The 15468-nt window shown below is 71.9% G+C and carries 13 protein-coding genes and 1 pseudogene; 8 read left to right on the forward strand and 6 right to left on the reverse strand.

What is annotated here, in order from left to right; translation table 11 throughout:
• Positions 1–142: 142 nt before the first annotated feature.
• Positions 143–1081 (forward strand): annotated as a pseudogene (locus FHX68_RS14135) (MFS transporter); the annotation flags it as partial.
• Here the strand turns inward: FHX68_RS14135 and FHX68_RS14140 are convergent.
• Complete coding sequence (locus FHX68_RS14140) at positions 1050–1727, reverse strand: SDR family NAD(P)-dependent oxidoreductase (RefSeq protein WP_141380093.1); 678 nt, start codon at positions 1725–1727, stop codon at positions 1050–1052. The pseudogene FHX68_RS14135 and the gene FHX68_RS14140 overlap by 32 nt on opposite strands.
• Positions 1720–3105 (reverse strand): DUF6421 family protein, encoded by a 1386-nt coding sequence (locus FHX68_RS14145; RefSeq protein ID WP_141380094.1) that lies wholly within the window; start codon positions 3103–3105, stop codon positions 1720–1722. The genes FHX68_RS14140 and FHX68_RS14145 overlap by 8 nt, the downstream gene beginning before the upstream one ends.
• A 71-nt stretch (positions 3106–3176) precedes the next feature.
• Here FHX68_RS14145 and FHX68_RS14150 point away from each other — a divergent pair, with 71 nt between their 5' ends.
• The 5 genes from FHX68_RS14150 (at position 3177) to FHX68_RS14170 (ending at position 8129) form a co-directional block, all read left to right on the forward strand.
• The gene (locus FHX68_RS14150) at positions 3177–3632 is read left to right on the forward strand and encodes an Lrp/AsnC family transcriptional regulator (RefSeq protein WP_141380095.1); all 456 of its coding nucleotides are present in this window, start codon (positions 3177–3179) and stop codon (positions 3630–3632) included.
• A gap of 144 nt (positions 3633–3776) precedes the next feature.
• On the forward strand, positions 3777–5006 hold the full coding sequence (locus tag FHX68_RS14155; RefSeq protein WP_141380096.1) for a sensor histidine kinase: 1230 nt from the start codon (positions 3777–3779) through the stop codon (positions 5004–5006).
• Positions 5003–5662 carry a response regulator gene (locus FHX68_RS14160; protein ID WP_141380097.1) on the forward strand — a complete coding sequence of 220 codons (660 nt, stop codon included), beginning with the start codon at positions 5003–5005 and terminating at the stop codon, positions 5660–5662. Before FHX68_RS14155 ends, FHX68_RS14160 begins: the two co-directional genes overlap by 4 nt.
• A 206-nt stretch (positions 5663–5868) precedes the next feature.
• Positions 5869–6630 (forward strand): ABC transporter ATP-binding protein, encoded by a 762-nt coding sequence (locus tag FHX68_RS14165; RefSeq protein WP_141380098.1) that lies wholly within the window; start codon positions 5869–5871, stop codon positions 6628–6630.
• 119 nt (positions 6631–6749) lie between these two features.
• The gene (locus FHX68_RS14170; RefSeq protein ID WP_141380771.1) at positions 6750–8129 is read left to right on the forward strand and encodes an ABC transporter permease; all 1380 of its coding nucleotides are present in this window, start codon (positions 6750–6752) and stop codon (positions 8127–8129) included.
• A gap of 170 nt (positions 8130–8299) precedes the next feature.
• Here the strand turns inward: FHX68_RS14170 and FHX68_RS14175 are convergent, their stop codons facing one another.
• Positions 8300–8860, reverse strand: coding sequence for a hypothetical protein (locus FHX68_RS14175; protein WP_141380770.1), 561 nt, complete (start codon positions 8858–8860; stop codon positions 8300–8302).
• A 72-nt stretch (positions 8861–8932) separates the two neighbouring features.
• Between FHX68_RS14175 and FHX68_RS14180 the strand changes: the two genes are divergently transcribed.
• Entirely contained in the window at positions 8933–9589 is a 657-nt protein-coding gene (locus FHX68_RS14180) for a 2-phosphosulfolactate phosphatase (RefSeq protein WP_141380769.1), read from the forward strand.
• 56 nt (positions 9590–9645) lie between these two features.
• Here FHX68_RS14180 and FHX68_RS14185 read toward each other — a convergent pair whose 3' ends face one another.
• The 3 genes from FHX68_RS14185 to FHX68_RS14195 all read right to left on the reverse strand — a co-directional run bounded on the left by FHX68_RS14185 (position 9646) and on the right by FHX68_RS14195 (position 11687).
• On the reverse strand, positions 9646–10149 hold the full coding sequence (locus FHX68_RS14185) for a SprT-like domain-containing protein (RefSeq protein WP_141380768.1): 504 nt from the start codon (positions 10147–10149) through the stop codon (positions 9646–9648).
• A 49-nt stretch (positions 10150–10198) separates the two neighbouring features.
• Positions 10199–10726 (reverse strand): tetratricopeptide repeat protein, encoded by a 528-nt coding sequence (locus tag FHX68_RS14190; RefSeq protein WP_141380767.1) that lies wholly within the window; start codon positions 10724–10726, stop codon positions 10199–10201.
• Positions 10727–10826: 100 nt separating this feature from the next.
• On the reverse strand, positions 10827–11687 hold the full coding sequence (locus FHX68_RS14195) for a spermidine synthase (protein WP_141380766.1): 861 nt from the start codon (positions 11685–11687) through the stop codon (positions 10827–10829).
• Between the two features lie 276 nt (positions 11688–11963).
• Between FHX68_RS14195 and rpoB the strand changes: the two genes are divergently transcribed.
• Entirely contained in the window at positions 11964–15464 is a 3501-nt protein-coding gene (gene rpoB, locus FHX68_RS14200; protein WP_141380765.1) for a DNA-directed RNA polymerase subunit beta, read from the forward strand.
• Positions 15465–15468: the final 4 nt, after the last annotated feature.

Raw genomic sequence — 15468 nt, forward strand, 5'->3', positions numbered from 1 at the left:
GTGTCCGATGTCGGAGGGCGGCGCTACCGTGTCGGCATGTCCGAGGAGCCGGGGGAGAGCGTGCCGGAGGCGTCGGCAGCGGCCGCGCGCACGGTGCCGCCGAACGGCATGCGCACGTTCCTGCACGTGCTCGTCAACACCGCACGCGAACGCCAACGGACTCGTCGGCACCGTGGGCGGCCTCGCGTTCCTCGTCACGAGCGTGCTCTCCGGCTTCTCCGTGGGCCTCCTCGGCATGGGATGGACGCTCGCGATCGCGATCGGGCTGACCGTCGTCGCGCTCGTGCACCTGCTCGCGCTGCGCATCCCCGAGAAGGACCCGGAGCGAACGGGGAAGGCGGCGTTCGTCGACGTCCGCGGCGCGGTCGCGGCGATCCGCGCCGTTCCCGGACTGTTCGCCCTCATCATCTTCTCGACGTTCAACAACCTCATCGGCGGCGTGTACATGGCCCTCATGGCCCCGTACGGGCTGGAGCTGTTCCCCGTCGAGATCTGGGGCGTCGTCCTCGCCGTGTCGTCGACCGGCTTCATCATCGGCGGCGCCGTCGTCGCCGCGAAGGGCCTCGGCCGCAATCCCATCCGCACTCTGCTGCTCGCGGTCGCGCTGATGGGCGTGCTCGGCGCCGTCTTCACACTGCGCGACTGGTGGTGGCTCTACGCCGGCGGCATCTGGCTCTACATGATGCTCATCCCGGTCGTCGAGTCGGCCGAGCAGACGGTCATCCAGAAGGTCGTGCCGTTCGAGAAGCAGGGGCGCGTGTTCGGCGCCGCGACCGCGCTCGAGGTCTCGGCCGCGCCCATCACCTCGTTCCTCATCGCCCCGATCGCGCAGTTCTGGATCATCCCGTACCTCGAGACCGACGTGGGCCGGCAGGCCTGGGGCTGGCTGCTCGGCGACGGCGAGGCGCGCGGCATCGCCCTCGTGTTCGTCTTCGCGGGCATCGCGATGGTGATCGCCGCGATCCTCGCCTCGACCGCCCGCACGCCCACCCGGTCCCGCGTCCGCGACGCAGGCGCGTGGGGGCGTGTCGAGTCAGGAGTGATCCGGATCAGTCCCCGAGCGGGATCACGGTGTCGTTGATCTCGTCCGCCGCCGCATCCCACAGACGCACGACCCGCGCCGCGAGATCGTCTTCGAGGCCGGCGAGCGCCCGCACGCGGAACACGACCGCCGCCGCCCGCAGCGGCTCCCCGGCCTCGCGCGCCGCCTTCGCGAAACCCTGCGCCATCGCGCGCACCCACGTCTCCTCCGCCGCCTTCACGGCGGCGTAGTTCGCGCCGCCGGCCAGCGGGCGCGCCACGGCCGTCGACGACACGATCGAGACCCGCGCCGCGGGAGAGGCGACGAGGTCGTCCCAGAAAGCCCGCGTGACGTGGCGGAGCGCGGTCAGCCCCGCCTCGAGCGCGCGATAGTCCGCGTCGGTCTGTCCGGGCAGACCGCCCCCGCCGCGCCACCCGCCGACGAGGTGCACGATCCCGTCGAGGCGCACGCCCTCGGCATCCACCTGTTCTGCGAACGCCTCCACGGAGGCGGCGTCGGCGAGGTCCAGAGCGGCGGTGCGCGCGCCGAGCGCCCCCAGCGGCGCGAGTCGGGCCTCGTCGCGGCCGGCCGCGATCACCGTCGCGCCGGCCGCGATGAGCGCGCCCGTGGCGGCGTGGCCGCTGGCGCTCGTGGCCCCCGCCACGAGCACCGTGCGGCCCCGCACGCCGTGCGGCGTCTCAGGCATCCCGCCCCGTGATCCCCGCCGTGGAGGCGATGACGCCCTGCATCTTCTTGTCGAGCGCCTCGAAGAACATCGACAGCGGGAACTCGTCGTCGAGCACCGCGTCGGTGTACCCCTTCGGCGCCCCCGCGAGCACCTCGTCCGGCAGCCCGCGCTCCCACTGCGAGGCGGGATGCGGTGTCAGCGCCGAGGCGACGAGGTCGTACGCGGCGAGCCAGTGCGCCATCTTCGGACGATCGATCGACTCCCAGTACAGGCGGTCGATGGCATCCGACAGTGCGAGCACGGCCGCCGGCACCTCGTTCCAGTCGAACGCGAGCTGCGTGTCGGTCCAGTGCAGCACCCCGCGCTGGTGCAGCCACGCGAACAGCAGCTGACCGCCGAGACCGTCGTAGTTTCGCACCCGCGACCCCGTGATCGCGAACCGGAAGATCCGGTCGAAGATGACCGCCTCCTGCACGAGGCGCGCGCGATCGCCGACCGCGTCGGTCCGCTCGCCGAGCGTCACGCACGCGCGGAACGCGGTGAGATCGCACCGCAGCTCCTCGAGCGAGTACAGGAAGTACGGCATCCGCTGCTTGATCATGAACGGGTCGAACGGCAGGTCGCCGCGCATGTGTGAGCGATCGTGGATGAGATCCCACATCACGAACGTCTCCTCGGCGAGGTGCTGGTCGGCGAGGAGGCGCGCCGTGCCCGCGGGCACGTCGAGCTTCGTGACCTCGGCCGCCGCGCCGACGACGCGGCGGAAGCGCGCGGCCTCGCGGTCCTGGAAGATCGCGCCCCAGGTGAACGCGGGGATCTCGCGGATCGCGACGGTCTCGGGGAAGAGCACCGCCGAGTTCGTGTCGTATCCCGGCGTGAAATCGATCAGCCGCAGGCTCACGAACAGGCCGTTCGTGTAGGTCTGCTCGATGTCGGCGATCAGCTCGGGCCAGATGACCTCGCAGAGCACCGCCTCGACGAACCGATTGCGCGAGCCGTTCTGCGTGTACATCGGGAAGACCACGAGGTGCGCCAGCCCGTCGACCCGGTGCTGCTGCGGCTGGAACGCGACGAGCGAGTCGAGGAAGTCGGGCACGCCGAAGCCGCCGTCCGCCCAGCGGTCGACATCGACGACGGATGCCGCGAGGTAGGCCTCGTCGTGCGGGAAGAGCGGTGCGAGCGCGCCGATCGCCGCGGTGATCGTCGCCGCGAGCGCGCGTGCGCGCTCGTGGTCGCCTCCGTCGGGGATCGATCCGTCCTGCGCCTGCAGGTCGTGCAGCGACGTGGCGGCCGTCTTCAGCGCGAGCCACGCGGGCTGCTGGTCGAGGGATCGGCCGTCCTCGACGACCTCGGGTTCTCCGATGATGGACGTCGCGGACGAAGTGGCGAGCGACATGTGAACCTCCGATCGACGATGTGCAGGAATATTTCCTGCGAGAGTGTAAGAACGCCGTTAGTATTTCATGTATGGAAGATGCTGTCGACACCAGAATCGTCGCCGAGCTGTCCCGCGACGGTCGGGCGACGCTCGCCGACCTGTCCGCCGCGGTCGGCCTGTCGGTGTCGGCGGTGCAGGCACGCCTGAAGCGTCTCGAGGCCCGCGGCGTGATCACCGGCTACCGCGCCACGGTCGACGCCGAGGCGGTCGGTCGTCCGCTCGCCGCCTTCATCGAGATCACGCCGCTCGACCCCGCCCAGCCCGACAATGCGCCGGAGCTCCTCGAGCACCTCGGCGCCATCGAGGCCTGCCACTCCATCGCCGGCGACGCCGCCTACATGCTGTTCGCGCGCGTCGCCTCGCCGCGCGCCCTCGAAGACCTCGTGCGCGACATCCGTCACGCGGCGGGCGTGCGCACCCGCACCACCGTCGTGCTGCAGACCTTCTACGAGCACCGGCCGCTCGTGCCCGCCGCGGGCGACTGATCCGCGGAGCCGCCCGCCACGACCGCCGGCAGCCCCAGCGCCAGCCTCAGCCCGCGCGCCCGCGCCCGCCGCACGCGGTCCGCGCGACGGCGGATACATCCCGCGGCGGATGCCGCGCCGCGCCCACTCGCGTAGCGTCGAAGCGTGTTCCGCCCGCTCACCCGCACGCAGCAGCGCGTCGACATCGTCGTCGCCGCCCTGTTCGGGCTGTTCGCGCTCGCCGCGACGCTGATCCCGTGGACATCCTCGGGCGTGGGGTCGGGCGTCGTCGACGAGCGGGTGGCGGCCGTCGTGGCGGTGCTGCTGACGGCGGTCTATGCGGTCGCGCTGGCGCTGCGACGCCGCTCTCCGGCCCTCGCCCTCGCGATCTCGTGGGGCGCGGCGCTCGTCCAGATGGCCACCGGGCTGCCGCCGCTGCCGGCGAACCTCGCGATCTTTCCCGTGCTCTACACCACCGCCGCCTACGGCACCCGACGGGTGTTCTGGGCGGGCTTCGCCTCGGCGCTCGGCGGCGCCGCCGCGATGACGCTGTACCTCATCGTCCCGGGCTTCGTGCAGGTCCCCGGCGACCGCGAACCCTCCTCGGTCGCGACGCACGTCTTCGCCTTCGTGATGACCTTCGTCGCGTCGGCACTCGCGCTGCTGCTCGCCTGGACCATCGGGGCGCTCGTCCGCACCGGCATCCGTGCCCGCGAGAACTGGCACGCGCAGCAGCTCGCCGAGGCCGAGGCCGCCGCCGAGGCGCAGCGCACGCGCATCGCCCGCGACATGCACGACGTCGTGGCCCATTCGCTCGCGGTCGTCATCGCGCAGGCCGACGGCGCGCGCTACGCGGCGGCCGCCGATCCCGACGCCGCCGCGAGCGCGCTCGGGACCATCTCGCAGACCGCGCGCGCTGCGCTGGCCGATGTGCGCATGCTCCTCACGCAGCTCCGCCACACGCAGGCCGACGGGCCGCAGCCGAGCCTCGCCGACCTCGAACAGCTCTACGCGCAGGTGCGTGCGGCGGGCGTCGACCTCGCCGTCGAGGTCGACCCGATGCCGCGTGGCGAGACCGCGGCATCCCTGCAGCTGGCGGTCTACCGCATCCTGCAGGAGGCGCTCACCAACGCCCTCCGCCACGGCGCCGTGGGCGACCGGGGAGCCCGCGGCGGCCGTGTCGACGTGCGGTTCTCGTGGCACGATGAGCGGGTGGAGGTCGTCGTGACCAACCCGATCGGTGCGGCGGCCGCGCCCGACGGCGCCGCGCGCGGGCACGGGCTCATCGGCATGCGCGAGCGCGCGCAGCTCGTAGGCGGCACCCTCGAAGCCGGCCCCGACGGTGCGGGCCGCTTCGTCGTGCGCGCCGCGCTTCCCCGGGAGGGCGGCGCATGACCGAACCGACCCGCGTCGTGCTCGTCGACGACCAGGCGCTCTTCCGCGCCGGCATCCGCATGGTGATCGATTCGCAGCCCGACCTCGAAGTCGTCGGCGAGGCGGGCGACGGGGCCGAAGGCGTGCGCGTCGTGCGCGCCGCGCGGCCGGACGTGGTGCTGATGGACATCCGGATGCCCGTGATGGACGGCCTCGCCGCGACCGCCGAGCTGCTCGCCGACGGGGCGCCGGGCGCCGCGCCGCCACGCATCGTCATGCTGACGACGTTCGACCTCGACGAGGCGGCCGCCCGCGCCATCCAGCAGGGGGCGAGCGGGTTCCTGCTGAAAGACGCCGACCCCGAGTTCCTCCTCGCCGCGATCCGCACCGTGCACGCCGGGTCGGCCGTCATCGCCGCATCGGCCACGCGCGACCTGTTCGCCCACTTCGCCGGCCCCGCGACCGCGGAGGTGCCGCCCTCCTACGCCGAGCTGACCGAGCGCGAGCGCGAGATCTTCGCGCTCGCCGCGCGCGGACTGTCCAACGCCGAGATCGCCCAGCGCGAATTCCTCTCCGAGGCGACGGTGAAGACACACATCAGCCGCATCCTCGCCAAGCTCGGTCTGCGCGACCGCGTGCAGCTGGTCGTCTTCGCCTTCGAGCACGGCCTCGCCTGACCCCGCGCCCGCCCCGCCTCGCCCCCGCCGCCCGCGCCCCCCGTCGCCCGCGCCCGTCCCGCCTCTACCGCGAGAAACCACGGCACGCGTGGCTTCTCGCTCGCGAAGTGGTTTCTCAGGGCGTGGCGAGATCATCCTCGAGATGTACGGGAGTGCGACCCGCAGACCGACGCGCGCGATGCCGCCGTGTTCGTAGCGTCGAAGGCATGGAGATCACGACCACTCAGCTCGGGCTCGCGGCCCGCGTGCAGAACCTCAGCAAGACCTACGGCGCGGGTGAGACCTCGGTCGCGGCCCTCGACGACGTCACCGTGGGCATCCGTCGCGGCGAGTTCACCGCCATCATGGGGCCCTCCGGCTCGGGCAAGTCGACGCTCATGCACATCATGGCGGGGTTGGATGCCCCGACATCCGGACGTGCCTGGATCGGCGACAGCGAGATCACGGGCCTGTCCGACCTCGAACTGACGCTGCTGCGCCGCCGGCGGGTCGGCTTCGTCTTCCAGGCGTTCAACCTCGTCCCGGCCCTCGACGCGATCGGCAACATCCTGCTGCCGTTCGACCTCGACGGGCGTCGCCCGACCGCGCTCGAGCGCGCACGGATCGACGGTCTCGTCGACACGCTCGGGCTCGGCGGCCGGCTGAACCACCGCCCGCACCAGTTGTCCGGCGGTCAGCAGCAGCGCGTCGCGATCGCCCGGGCCCTCGCGACCGCGCCCGACCTCGTCTTCGCCGACGAGCCGACCGGCAACCTCGACTCGCGCGCCGGGCGCGAGGTGCTGACGCTCCTCGCCGCGGCCAGCCGCGAGCACGGTCAGTCGATCGCGATGGTCACCCACGACGCCGTCGCCGCCTCGCACGCCGACCGGGTGCTCTTCCTCGGCGACGGGCGGGTCGTCGCCGACAAGCCGCGCCAGAGCGCCGAGCAGATCGCGGCGTTCATGCTCGCGGCCGAGGTGTCGGCGTGAGCGCCCCCGTGACGCGGCGGGCGCCCGCCGCGCCGCGAACCTCAGCATCCCCCGACGTGGCATCCGGCAGCGCGGCGCCCCGCGGGGCCGGCTCGGGGGCGTGGCTGCGCGAGCGCGGCATGGGCGCTACGGTGCTCGTCGCGGCGATCTCGACGGCGTTCGGCGTGCTGCTCCTGAGCGCGACGGGCTACATCGGCGCCTGGCTCGCGGCCGACCCCACGCTCGGCGGCAGCGACATGGTGACAGCGATCATCGGGGTGCTGAGCGTTCTGCTCGTCGGCGTCGCGGTCTACGTCGCGTCGATCGTGACGGCGAACACGTTCGCGACGATCATCGCCGGACGCACCCGCACCATCGCGCTCCTGCGCCTCATCGGCGCGACCGCGCGCTCGCAGCGTCGCACGGTCGCCGGGCAGGGCTTCGCCGTCGGCGTCATCGGCGCCGTGATCGGGCTCGTCAGCGGGACCGCCGCCGCCGCGGTGCTGCTGCGGTGGGCGGATGCTTCGCTCGGCATCACCTCGGACTACGCCGTGCTGCAGCCGACTCTCGTCATCCCCGCGGTCGTCGTCGCGCTGACGACCTGGGCCGGCGCCTGGTCGGGCTCGCGGCGGGTGCTCGCGGTGACGCCGCTGCAGGCGATCTCGGGGTCGACGCCCCGCTCGCACGACGATCTCGCCGGCGCGCGCGGACGCCGCGTCGGCGCGATCCTCCTCCTCCTCTTCGGCGCGGCGCTGCTCGCGCTCGGCGTGGTGGTCGGACTCGTCAGCCCGCTCGGGGTCGTCGTCGCGTTCTTCGGCGGAGTGCTGTCGTTCACCGGGCTCGCGCTCGCCGCCGTCCTGATCATGCCGCCGCTGCTGCGCCTCACCGGGCGCCTGTTCGGCCGGTCGGCGGCCGCGCGTCTCGCGGCGGAGAACGCGCTGCGCTACCCCGAGCGGTCGAGTCGCATGGCGATCGGCGTCGTGATGGGCGTCACCCTCGTCGTGATGTTCGCCGTGGCGAACGAGTCGGTGAAGGCCGTGCTCTCCGCCTCGGCCGGCGGCGAGCCGCCCGCGGAGATGAACCAGCTCATGGACACCTTCGCGGCCATCATGATGGGCCTCGTCGCCGTCTCGGCGGTCATCGCGGCCGTCGGTCTCGTGAACCTCCTGACGATCGGCGTCGTGCAGCGTCGGCGCGAGCTGGGCCTCCTGCGCGCGCTCGGGCTGACCTCGCGGCAGGTGCGGCGGGTGGTGCTGCTCGAAGCCGTGCACGTGACCATCACGTCGCTCGCGCTCGGCCTCGTCCTCGGCATCCTCTACGGCTGGATCGCGGCGCAGTCGCTCCTCGGCGCGGTGCGCGTGCCGCCCGCGGGGGAGGCGCCGACGCTGGTCGCGCCGGCGGTGCCCTGGCTGCCGGTGCTCGTCGTCGTGGGCGCCACCGCGGTGCTCACCGTCGTCGCGGCCGTGGTGCCCACGCGTGTGGCGACCCGGGTCACCGCCGTCGAGGCGCTGGCCGAATAGATCCCGGCGGCATCGCTTCGCGGCTTCGGGTGCCGCGCGACGCGCCGATGTGCGGGATGCCGCGGGCAGGCTTCGACCGCGGCATCCCTGTTTTGTGCGGCAGACGTCTTCCGCGGCGGACGTCTTCCGCGGCGGACGTCGTCTGCGGCGGACGTCCCGGCCGTACCCCGTTACCGAGCGTCCTCGGCGGCGTCGTCAGCCGCGCCGCCGGCGAGCTCGGGGTCGTGCGCCCACGTGCGCGCGAGGCTCCGCAGCCGCGCTCCGCGCCACTGCCATGTCGCCCACAGCACGGGCCACAGGGCCGGCGCCGCCCGGCCGCCGATCACGAGGCGCTCGCGCCAGAGCGTGCGGGTGCCGTCGCCCGGCCCGGGGCTGACCGCCATCTGGTGGTCCCACACGTCGAGCGCGGCGAGCGGGCCGGTGAGCGGGATGCCGCTGTCGCGGAAGATCCGCACGGCGCCGCGGGTGTCGCGCACGGTGCGCTCGCTCACGTGGATCAGCTGATCGCCGAGGGGGAGGCCGCCGCGCGCGCCGTCGCCGCCCACCGCCCCGAGCGTCATCCGCACCGGCACGTCGGCGCCCGGCTCGAGGCGCGTGGGCATGCCCGCCGCGTCCATCGGGGCGAGATCGAGCAGCGGTCCGTAGAGATCGGCGATCGCGCGCGGCGAGTGGAGCGCCCGCCAGGCGGCGTCGGCGTCGCAGTCGAGGATGAGCTTCAGCATGATCCGCATGCGCCCAGTCTCGCACCGCGCCCTCGGAAGTCGACGGCGAGGGAACCCGGCGACGGCGCCTAGCCTGGAAGGGTGAGCTCCCCCTTCGATCAGTCGCGGTATCAGGTGCGCCTCGAATGGGGTGACGACGGGCTCGCGCGGCTCGCGGCATCCGACGTCGTCGTCGTGGTCGACGTGCTCCGGTTCTCATCGATCGTGACGACGCGCGTCGCGGCCGGGGGCGCCGTGCCGTTGGATGCCGCGGCGCACGCCGTCTCGCTGAACGGCGCGGCGACCTCCCGCGCGGCCGCCGCGCTCGATCCGGCACCGATCGTGCTGCTCGGATGTCTGCGGAACGCGTCGGCGGTCGCGGAGGCCATCGCCGACGAGCAGCGCCGCCGCGGCGCGCGCACGAGCATCGCGCTGATCGCCGGCGACGAACTCGTCCCTGCCGACGCGGGTGCCGCCGCCCGCACCGCTCGCCGGTTCGCGGTCGAAGACCTGCTCGGCGCCGGCGCGATCGTCGACGCCCTCGGCGTGCGCGGCATCGACCACACCTCCCCCGAGGCCGCGGCCGCCGGCGAGGCGTTCCGGGGGCTCCGTGCCGCGAGGCGGCACCTCCTCGCCGCGAGCGGATCGGGGCAGGAGCTCGCCGAGCGCGGCGCCCACGACGAGGTGCGCGCCGCGGCCGAGCTGGATGCCTCGACCGCCGTGCCCGTGCTGCGCGAAGGCGTCTTCGTCGCGCTCTGACCGGCGCCCGCTGGCCAAGACCCCGACCGGCCCCAGACCGCTTCAGCCCCGCGCCCTCATCGCCGGGGCGCGTCCCGCGGGGTCATCGCGGCCAGGCGCGTGGCGGGCGTGATCTCGCGTCGCGTCCAGGTGAACAGGTAGCTCGTGCCGAAGGTCGGCGAGCAGAGGGCGCACGAGGTCGCCCGCGTCGCGCGGCGGTGCCGGTAGGCGACGTGCCCGTTGGGGCACACGCCCACCCACGGGGCGAGCTCGGTCGCCGTCTCGCCGTGATGGGTCGTGCCGCCCGTGTAGCCGAGCGAGCGCGCGACCCGCTTCCACGCCGCGCCGTGCCCAGCGCGGGCGCCCGCGAGGGCGTGCGCGACCTCGTGCAAGAGGGTCTGCCGGTTGGTCTCGTCGTCGTAGCGGGCGCTCAGGTACCGCGACACGGTGATGCGCCGCCGGGTGTAGTCGCAGGCACCCGCCCGACGCTTGGCGTTGTCGAACGCGAACGACCACGTGGCATCCAGGTGCGCAGCGATCAGGCTCTCGGCCTCGCGGCGCACGGCCTGCAGGTCAGACATCTCGGTGCTTCACGGTCATGTCCGAAAAGCTAGAACAGACGTACGACACTCAGCTGACGACCGGTGCACCCGCACGGCGTCGCTCGGCGGCCTCGATCGCGACGAGGGTCGACTCGAGCTCGTCCTCGGGAGCCCCCGCCTCCTGCCGCAGGAACAGCGCCCGCTTGAAATCGGCCCGCGCATTGACGAAGTCGTCGGTGTCGTAGAACACCTTTCCGCGGTGCTGGTAGGCGAACGCCGCGAGCGCCGCCCAGCCCTGCCCCTCGGCCTCCTCGGCGCACGTGGTCAGCTCCTGGATCGCGGCCGCGTAGGCGCCCCGGCACTGCAACACGGTCGCGTGCAGCACCCGTGAGCGCAGCAGGTCCTTCCGCGGGCCGCCCATCCGGGCGACGCGCACCGACTGCTCCGAGACGCGCAGCGCGTCGTCGAGTTCGCCCGTGACCTTCAGCAGCCACACGCGCTCGAGCAGTGCCGGCAGCGACCGCTGGTCGCCGAGATCGGCGAGGCGCTCACGGCACTGCGGCACGTCGACGATCTCGCGCAGGGTCTGCGGGTCGTATCCCTGGATGTAGCTCACCGGCATCCCCCTTCGCGCACGTGCGGTTCGCCCTCCCAGTCTCACCCGCCTTCTCGCCGAGCGGCCGAGCCGCCTCGGCGCGCCGCCCAGAACGAGCGGGTCAGCGTTCGAACAGCGATGCCGCCGGCTTCGGCGACGCGGTGGCGTCGGCGTCGGTCACCACCGCGGCGCCCCGCACGAACGCGCCGATCTCGTCGCCCTGGGCGACCTTGGCCGGATGCGGCCCCGCGGCCATGAGGCGGGGGAGCCACTCGACCGGGAGCGGGTCGGCGGATGCCGCGATCACCAGATTCCCGAAGCGCCGGCCCTTCAGGGTCTGCACCTCGGCGAGCACGATCACCTCGCCGAGCACCGCCCGCACGGTCGCGACCTGGCGCCGGGCGAAGGCGAGACCCGCGCCGTCGGCGACGTTGACGAGCAGCACGCCGCCGGGGGCGAGGAGGCCCGCCAGCACCCGGTAGTACTCGAGCGTCGTCAGGTGGGCCGGGGTCTGCGCGCCGGCGAACACGTCGGAGACGACGAGGTCGGCCGCGCCCTGCAGCCCGGCGGGGAGCTTCGCGGCGACCTCGCGCGCGTCGCCGATCCGCACCCGCACCTGCGCGCCGCGCGGCAGCGGCAGCTCGGCGCGGACGAGATCGATCAGCGGCTGCTCGAGCTCGATCACCTGCTGGCGCGAGCCGGGCCGGGTGTGCGCGAGGTAGCGGGGGAGGGTGAGGGCGCCGCCGCCGAGGTGGATCGCGGTGAGCGGCTGCCCGGGCATCCGCAGCCGGTCGATCACGGCGGCCATGCGCGCGACGTACTCGAAGTGCAGGTGCGTCGGATCGTCGAGATCGACGTGCGACTGGGGCGTGCCGGCGACCTCGAGCTCGAAGCCGCCCGCGAACCGGCTCGGCACGACGCGGGCGATGCTGCCGTCGCCGAGGCGCGCCTGGGCGGGCTCTTCGACGTGGGCGCGGGCCATGCGCTCCACGCTAGCGCCTCCGCGAACGTGCGCTTTCGCGCGGTTATACCGCAGCCGTCGAAACTCGTCAAGGATTCTGCTTGCCATGGCGCGTCGCGGGGGCTATAGTAGGTCTTTGCGCTCCCTTCCCCCATGCCCTCATATGGTGGTCGGCGTGCGCCTGCAGATACCCCGCCGTTCGTAAGACCCGGCGGCGCGTGGCGGGCGTGGGAACGGAGCACTCCACCTGACGACAAGGAAACCAGCCCCCCGCCCGGGCTCATGGAGGTAATCCCCTTGGCTGCTGCGCCCAACGCAACCAATTCCACCACCCCCCCCAAGAACGGCCGCGGCGCTTCGCGCCTGTCGTTCGCCAAGATCACGGACACCCTCGAGGTTCCCGATCTGCTCGCTCTGCAGACGGAGTCCTTCGACTGGCTCGTCGCGAACGACGCCTGGAAGGCGCGCGTCGCCGAGGCGAAGGCCGCCGGCCGCACCGACGTGCCCGAGATCAGCGGGCTCGAGGAGATCTTCGAGGAGATCTCCCCGATCGAAGACCTCGGCGAGACGATGCAGCTGAGCTTCACGAACCCGTACCTCGAGCCCGAGAAGTACTCGATCGAGGAGTGCAAGGAGCGCGGCAAGACCTACGCCGCCCCGCTGTACGTCGAGGCCGAGTTCATGAACCACCTCACGGGTGAGATCAAGACCCAGACCGTTTTCATGGGCGACTTCCCGCTCCAGACCGGTAAGGGCACCTTCATCATCAACGGCACCGAGCGTGTCGTCGTCTCGCAGCTCGTCCGCTCGCCGGGTGTCTACTTCGACAAGACCCCCGACAAGACGAGTGACAAGGACATCGTCTCGGCGCGCGTCATCCCGAGCCGCGGTGCGTGGCTCGAGTTCGAGATCGACAAGCGCGACCAGGTGGGCGTGCGCATCGACCGCAAGCGCAAGCAGTCGGTCACGGTGTTCCTGAAGGCCCTGGGCCTGTCCAGTGAAGACATCCTGAACGAGTTCGCCGGTTACGAGTCCATCGAGGACACGCTCTCGAAGGACACCATCCTCACCAAGGAGGATGCGCTCCGCGACATCTACCGCAAGCTCCGTCCGGGCGAGCAGGTCGCCGCCGAGGCCGCCCGCGCGCTACTGGACAACTTCTACTTCAACCCGAAGCGCTACGACCTGGCCAAGGTCGGTCGCTACAAGATCAACCAGAAGCTGGGCCTCGACAAGCCGCTCAGCGACTCGGTCCTGACCGTCGAGGACATCGTCGCGACGATCAAGTACCTCGTCGCGCTGCACCGCGGCGACGCGTCGATCCCGGGCGTCCGCGCCGGCAAGCCCGCCGAGATCCGTCTCGACGTCGACGACATCGACAACTTCGGCAACCGTCGCATCCGCGCCGTCGGCGAGCTCATCCAGAACCAGGTCCGCACGGGTCTGTCGCGCATGGAGCGTGTCGTCCGCGAGCGCATGACGACGCAGGACATCGAGGCGATCACGCCGCAGACCCTGATCAACGTGCGCCCTGTCGTCGCCGCGATCAAGGAGTTCTTCGGCACGTCGCAGCTGTCGCAGTTCATGGATCAGAACAACCCGCTCGCGGGTCTGACCCACAAGCGTCGCCTCTCGGCCCTCGGCCCCGGTGGTCTGTCGCGTGAGCGCGCGGGCGTCGAGGTCCGTGACGTCCACCCGTCGCACTACGGCCGCATGTGCCCCATCGAGACGCCGGAAGGCCCGAACATCGGCCTCATCGGCTCGCTCGCCTCGTTCGCGCGCATCAACGCGTTCGGCTTCATCGAGACGCCGTACCGCCGCGTCGAGGACGGCAAGGTCACCGACAAGATCGACTACCTCACGGCATCCGAAGAGGTCGACTACATCGTCGCCCAGGCCGGTGCCGAGCTGAAGGCGGACGGCTCGTTCGCGACCGAGCGCGTGCTGGCCCGTCGCGGCCAGGGCGGCGAGGTCGACATGTTCCACGCCGACGAGATCGGCTACATGGACGTCTCGCCGCGCCAGATGGTGTCGGTGGGCACCTCGCTCATCCCGTTCCTCGAGCACGACGACGCGAACCGCGCCCTCATGGGTGCCAACATGCAGCGTCAGGCTGTGCCGCTGCTGCGCAGCGACTCGCCGTTCGTCGGCACGGGTATGGAGGGCTACGCCGCCATCGACGCCGGTGACGTCGTCACCGCCGACAAGGCCGGTGTCGTCATGGAGGTCTCGGCCGACGTCGTGACCGTGCAGCTCGACGAGGGCGGCACGAAGGACTACTTCCTGCGCAAGTTCGACCGCTCGAACCAGGGCAACTCCTACAACCAGCGCGTCATCGTCTCGGCGGGCGACCGGGTCGAGGTCGGCGAGGTCATCGCCGACGGCCCCGCCACCGAGAACGGCGAGCTCGCGATCGGCAAGAACCTCCTCGTGGCGTTCATGACGTGGGAGGGTCACAACTTCGAAGACGCGATCATCCTCAGCCAGGACCTCGTCAAGAACGACACCCTCTCCTCGATCCACATCGAGGAGTACGAGGTGGATGCCCGTGACACCAAGCTCGGCAAGGAGGAGATCACCCGTGACCTCCCCAACGTCAGCCCCGACCTGCTGAAGGACCTCGACGAGCGCGGCATCATCCGCATCGGCGCCGAGGTCCGCCCCGGCGACATCCTCGTCGGCAAGGTCACGCCCAAGGGCGAGACCGAGCTGAGCGCCGAGGAGCGCCTGCTGCGCGCCATCTTCAACGAGAAGAGCCGCGAAGTCCGTGACACCTCGCTGAAGGTGCCCCACGGCGAGCAGGGCACGATCATCGCCGTCAAGGAGTTCAACGCCGAGGACGGCGACGACGAGCTCGGCTCGGGCGTCAACCGCCGGGTCGTGGTCTACATCGCCCAGAAGCGCAAGATCACCGAGGGCGACAAGCTCGCCGGCCGCCACGGCAACAAGGGCGTCATCGCGAAGATCCTCCCCGTCGAGGACATGCCCTTCCTCGCCGACGGCACCCCCGTCGACATCGTGCTGAACCCGCTCGGCATCCCCGGCCGCATGAACTTCGGCCAGGTGCTCGAGACCCACCTCGGGTGGATCTCGAAGCAGGGCTGGAAGGTCGACGGCAACCCCGAGTGGGCCGCGCACCTGCCCGAGGCCGCCCGTGAGGCAACCCCCGGCACCAAGGTCGCCACCCCGGTGTTCGACGGTGCGTACGAGGCCGAGATCGCCGGTCTGCTCGACTCGACGCTGCCCAACCGCGACGGCGAGCGACTGATCGACTCGTCGGGCAAGACGCAGCTGTTCGACGGCCGCTCCGGCGAGCCGTTCCCGGCGCCCGTCTCGGTCGGCTACATGTACATCCTGAAGCTGCACCACCTGGTCGACGACAAGATCCACGCCCGTTCGACCGGCCCGTACTCGATGATCACCCAGCAGCCGCTCGGTGGTAAGGCGCAGTTCGGCGGCCAGCGCTTCGGCGAGATGGAGGTGTGGGCCCTTGAGGCCTACGGCGCCGCGTACGCGCTGCAGGAGCTCCTCACGATCAAGTCCGACGACATCGTCGGACGCGTCAAGGTCTACGAGGCGATCGTCAAGGGTGAGAACATCCAGGAGCCCGGCATCCCCGAGTCCTTCAAGGTGCTCATGAAGGAGATGCAGTCGCTCTGCCTGAACGTCGAGGTGCTCTCGGCCGACGGCACGGCGGTCAACCTCCGCGACACCGACGACGAGGCCTTCCGCGCGGCGGAAGAGCTCGGCATCAACATCTCCACCCGGTTCGAGTCCTCGTCCATCGACGAGATCTGACCCG

This window comes from Microbacterium lacticum (assembly GCF_006716815.1).
Classification (GTDB): Bacteria; Actinomycetota; Actinomycetes; order Actinomycetales; family Microbacteriaceae; genus Microbacterium; species Microbacterium lacticum.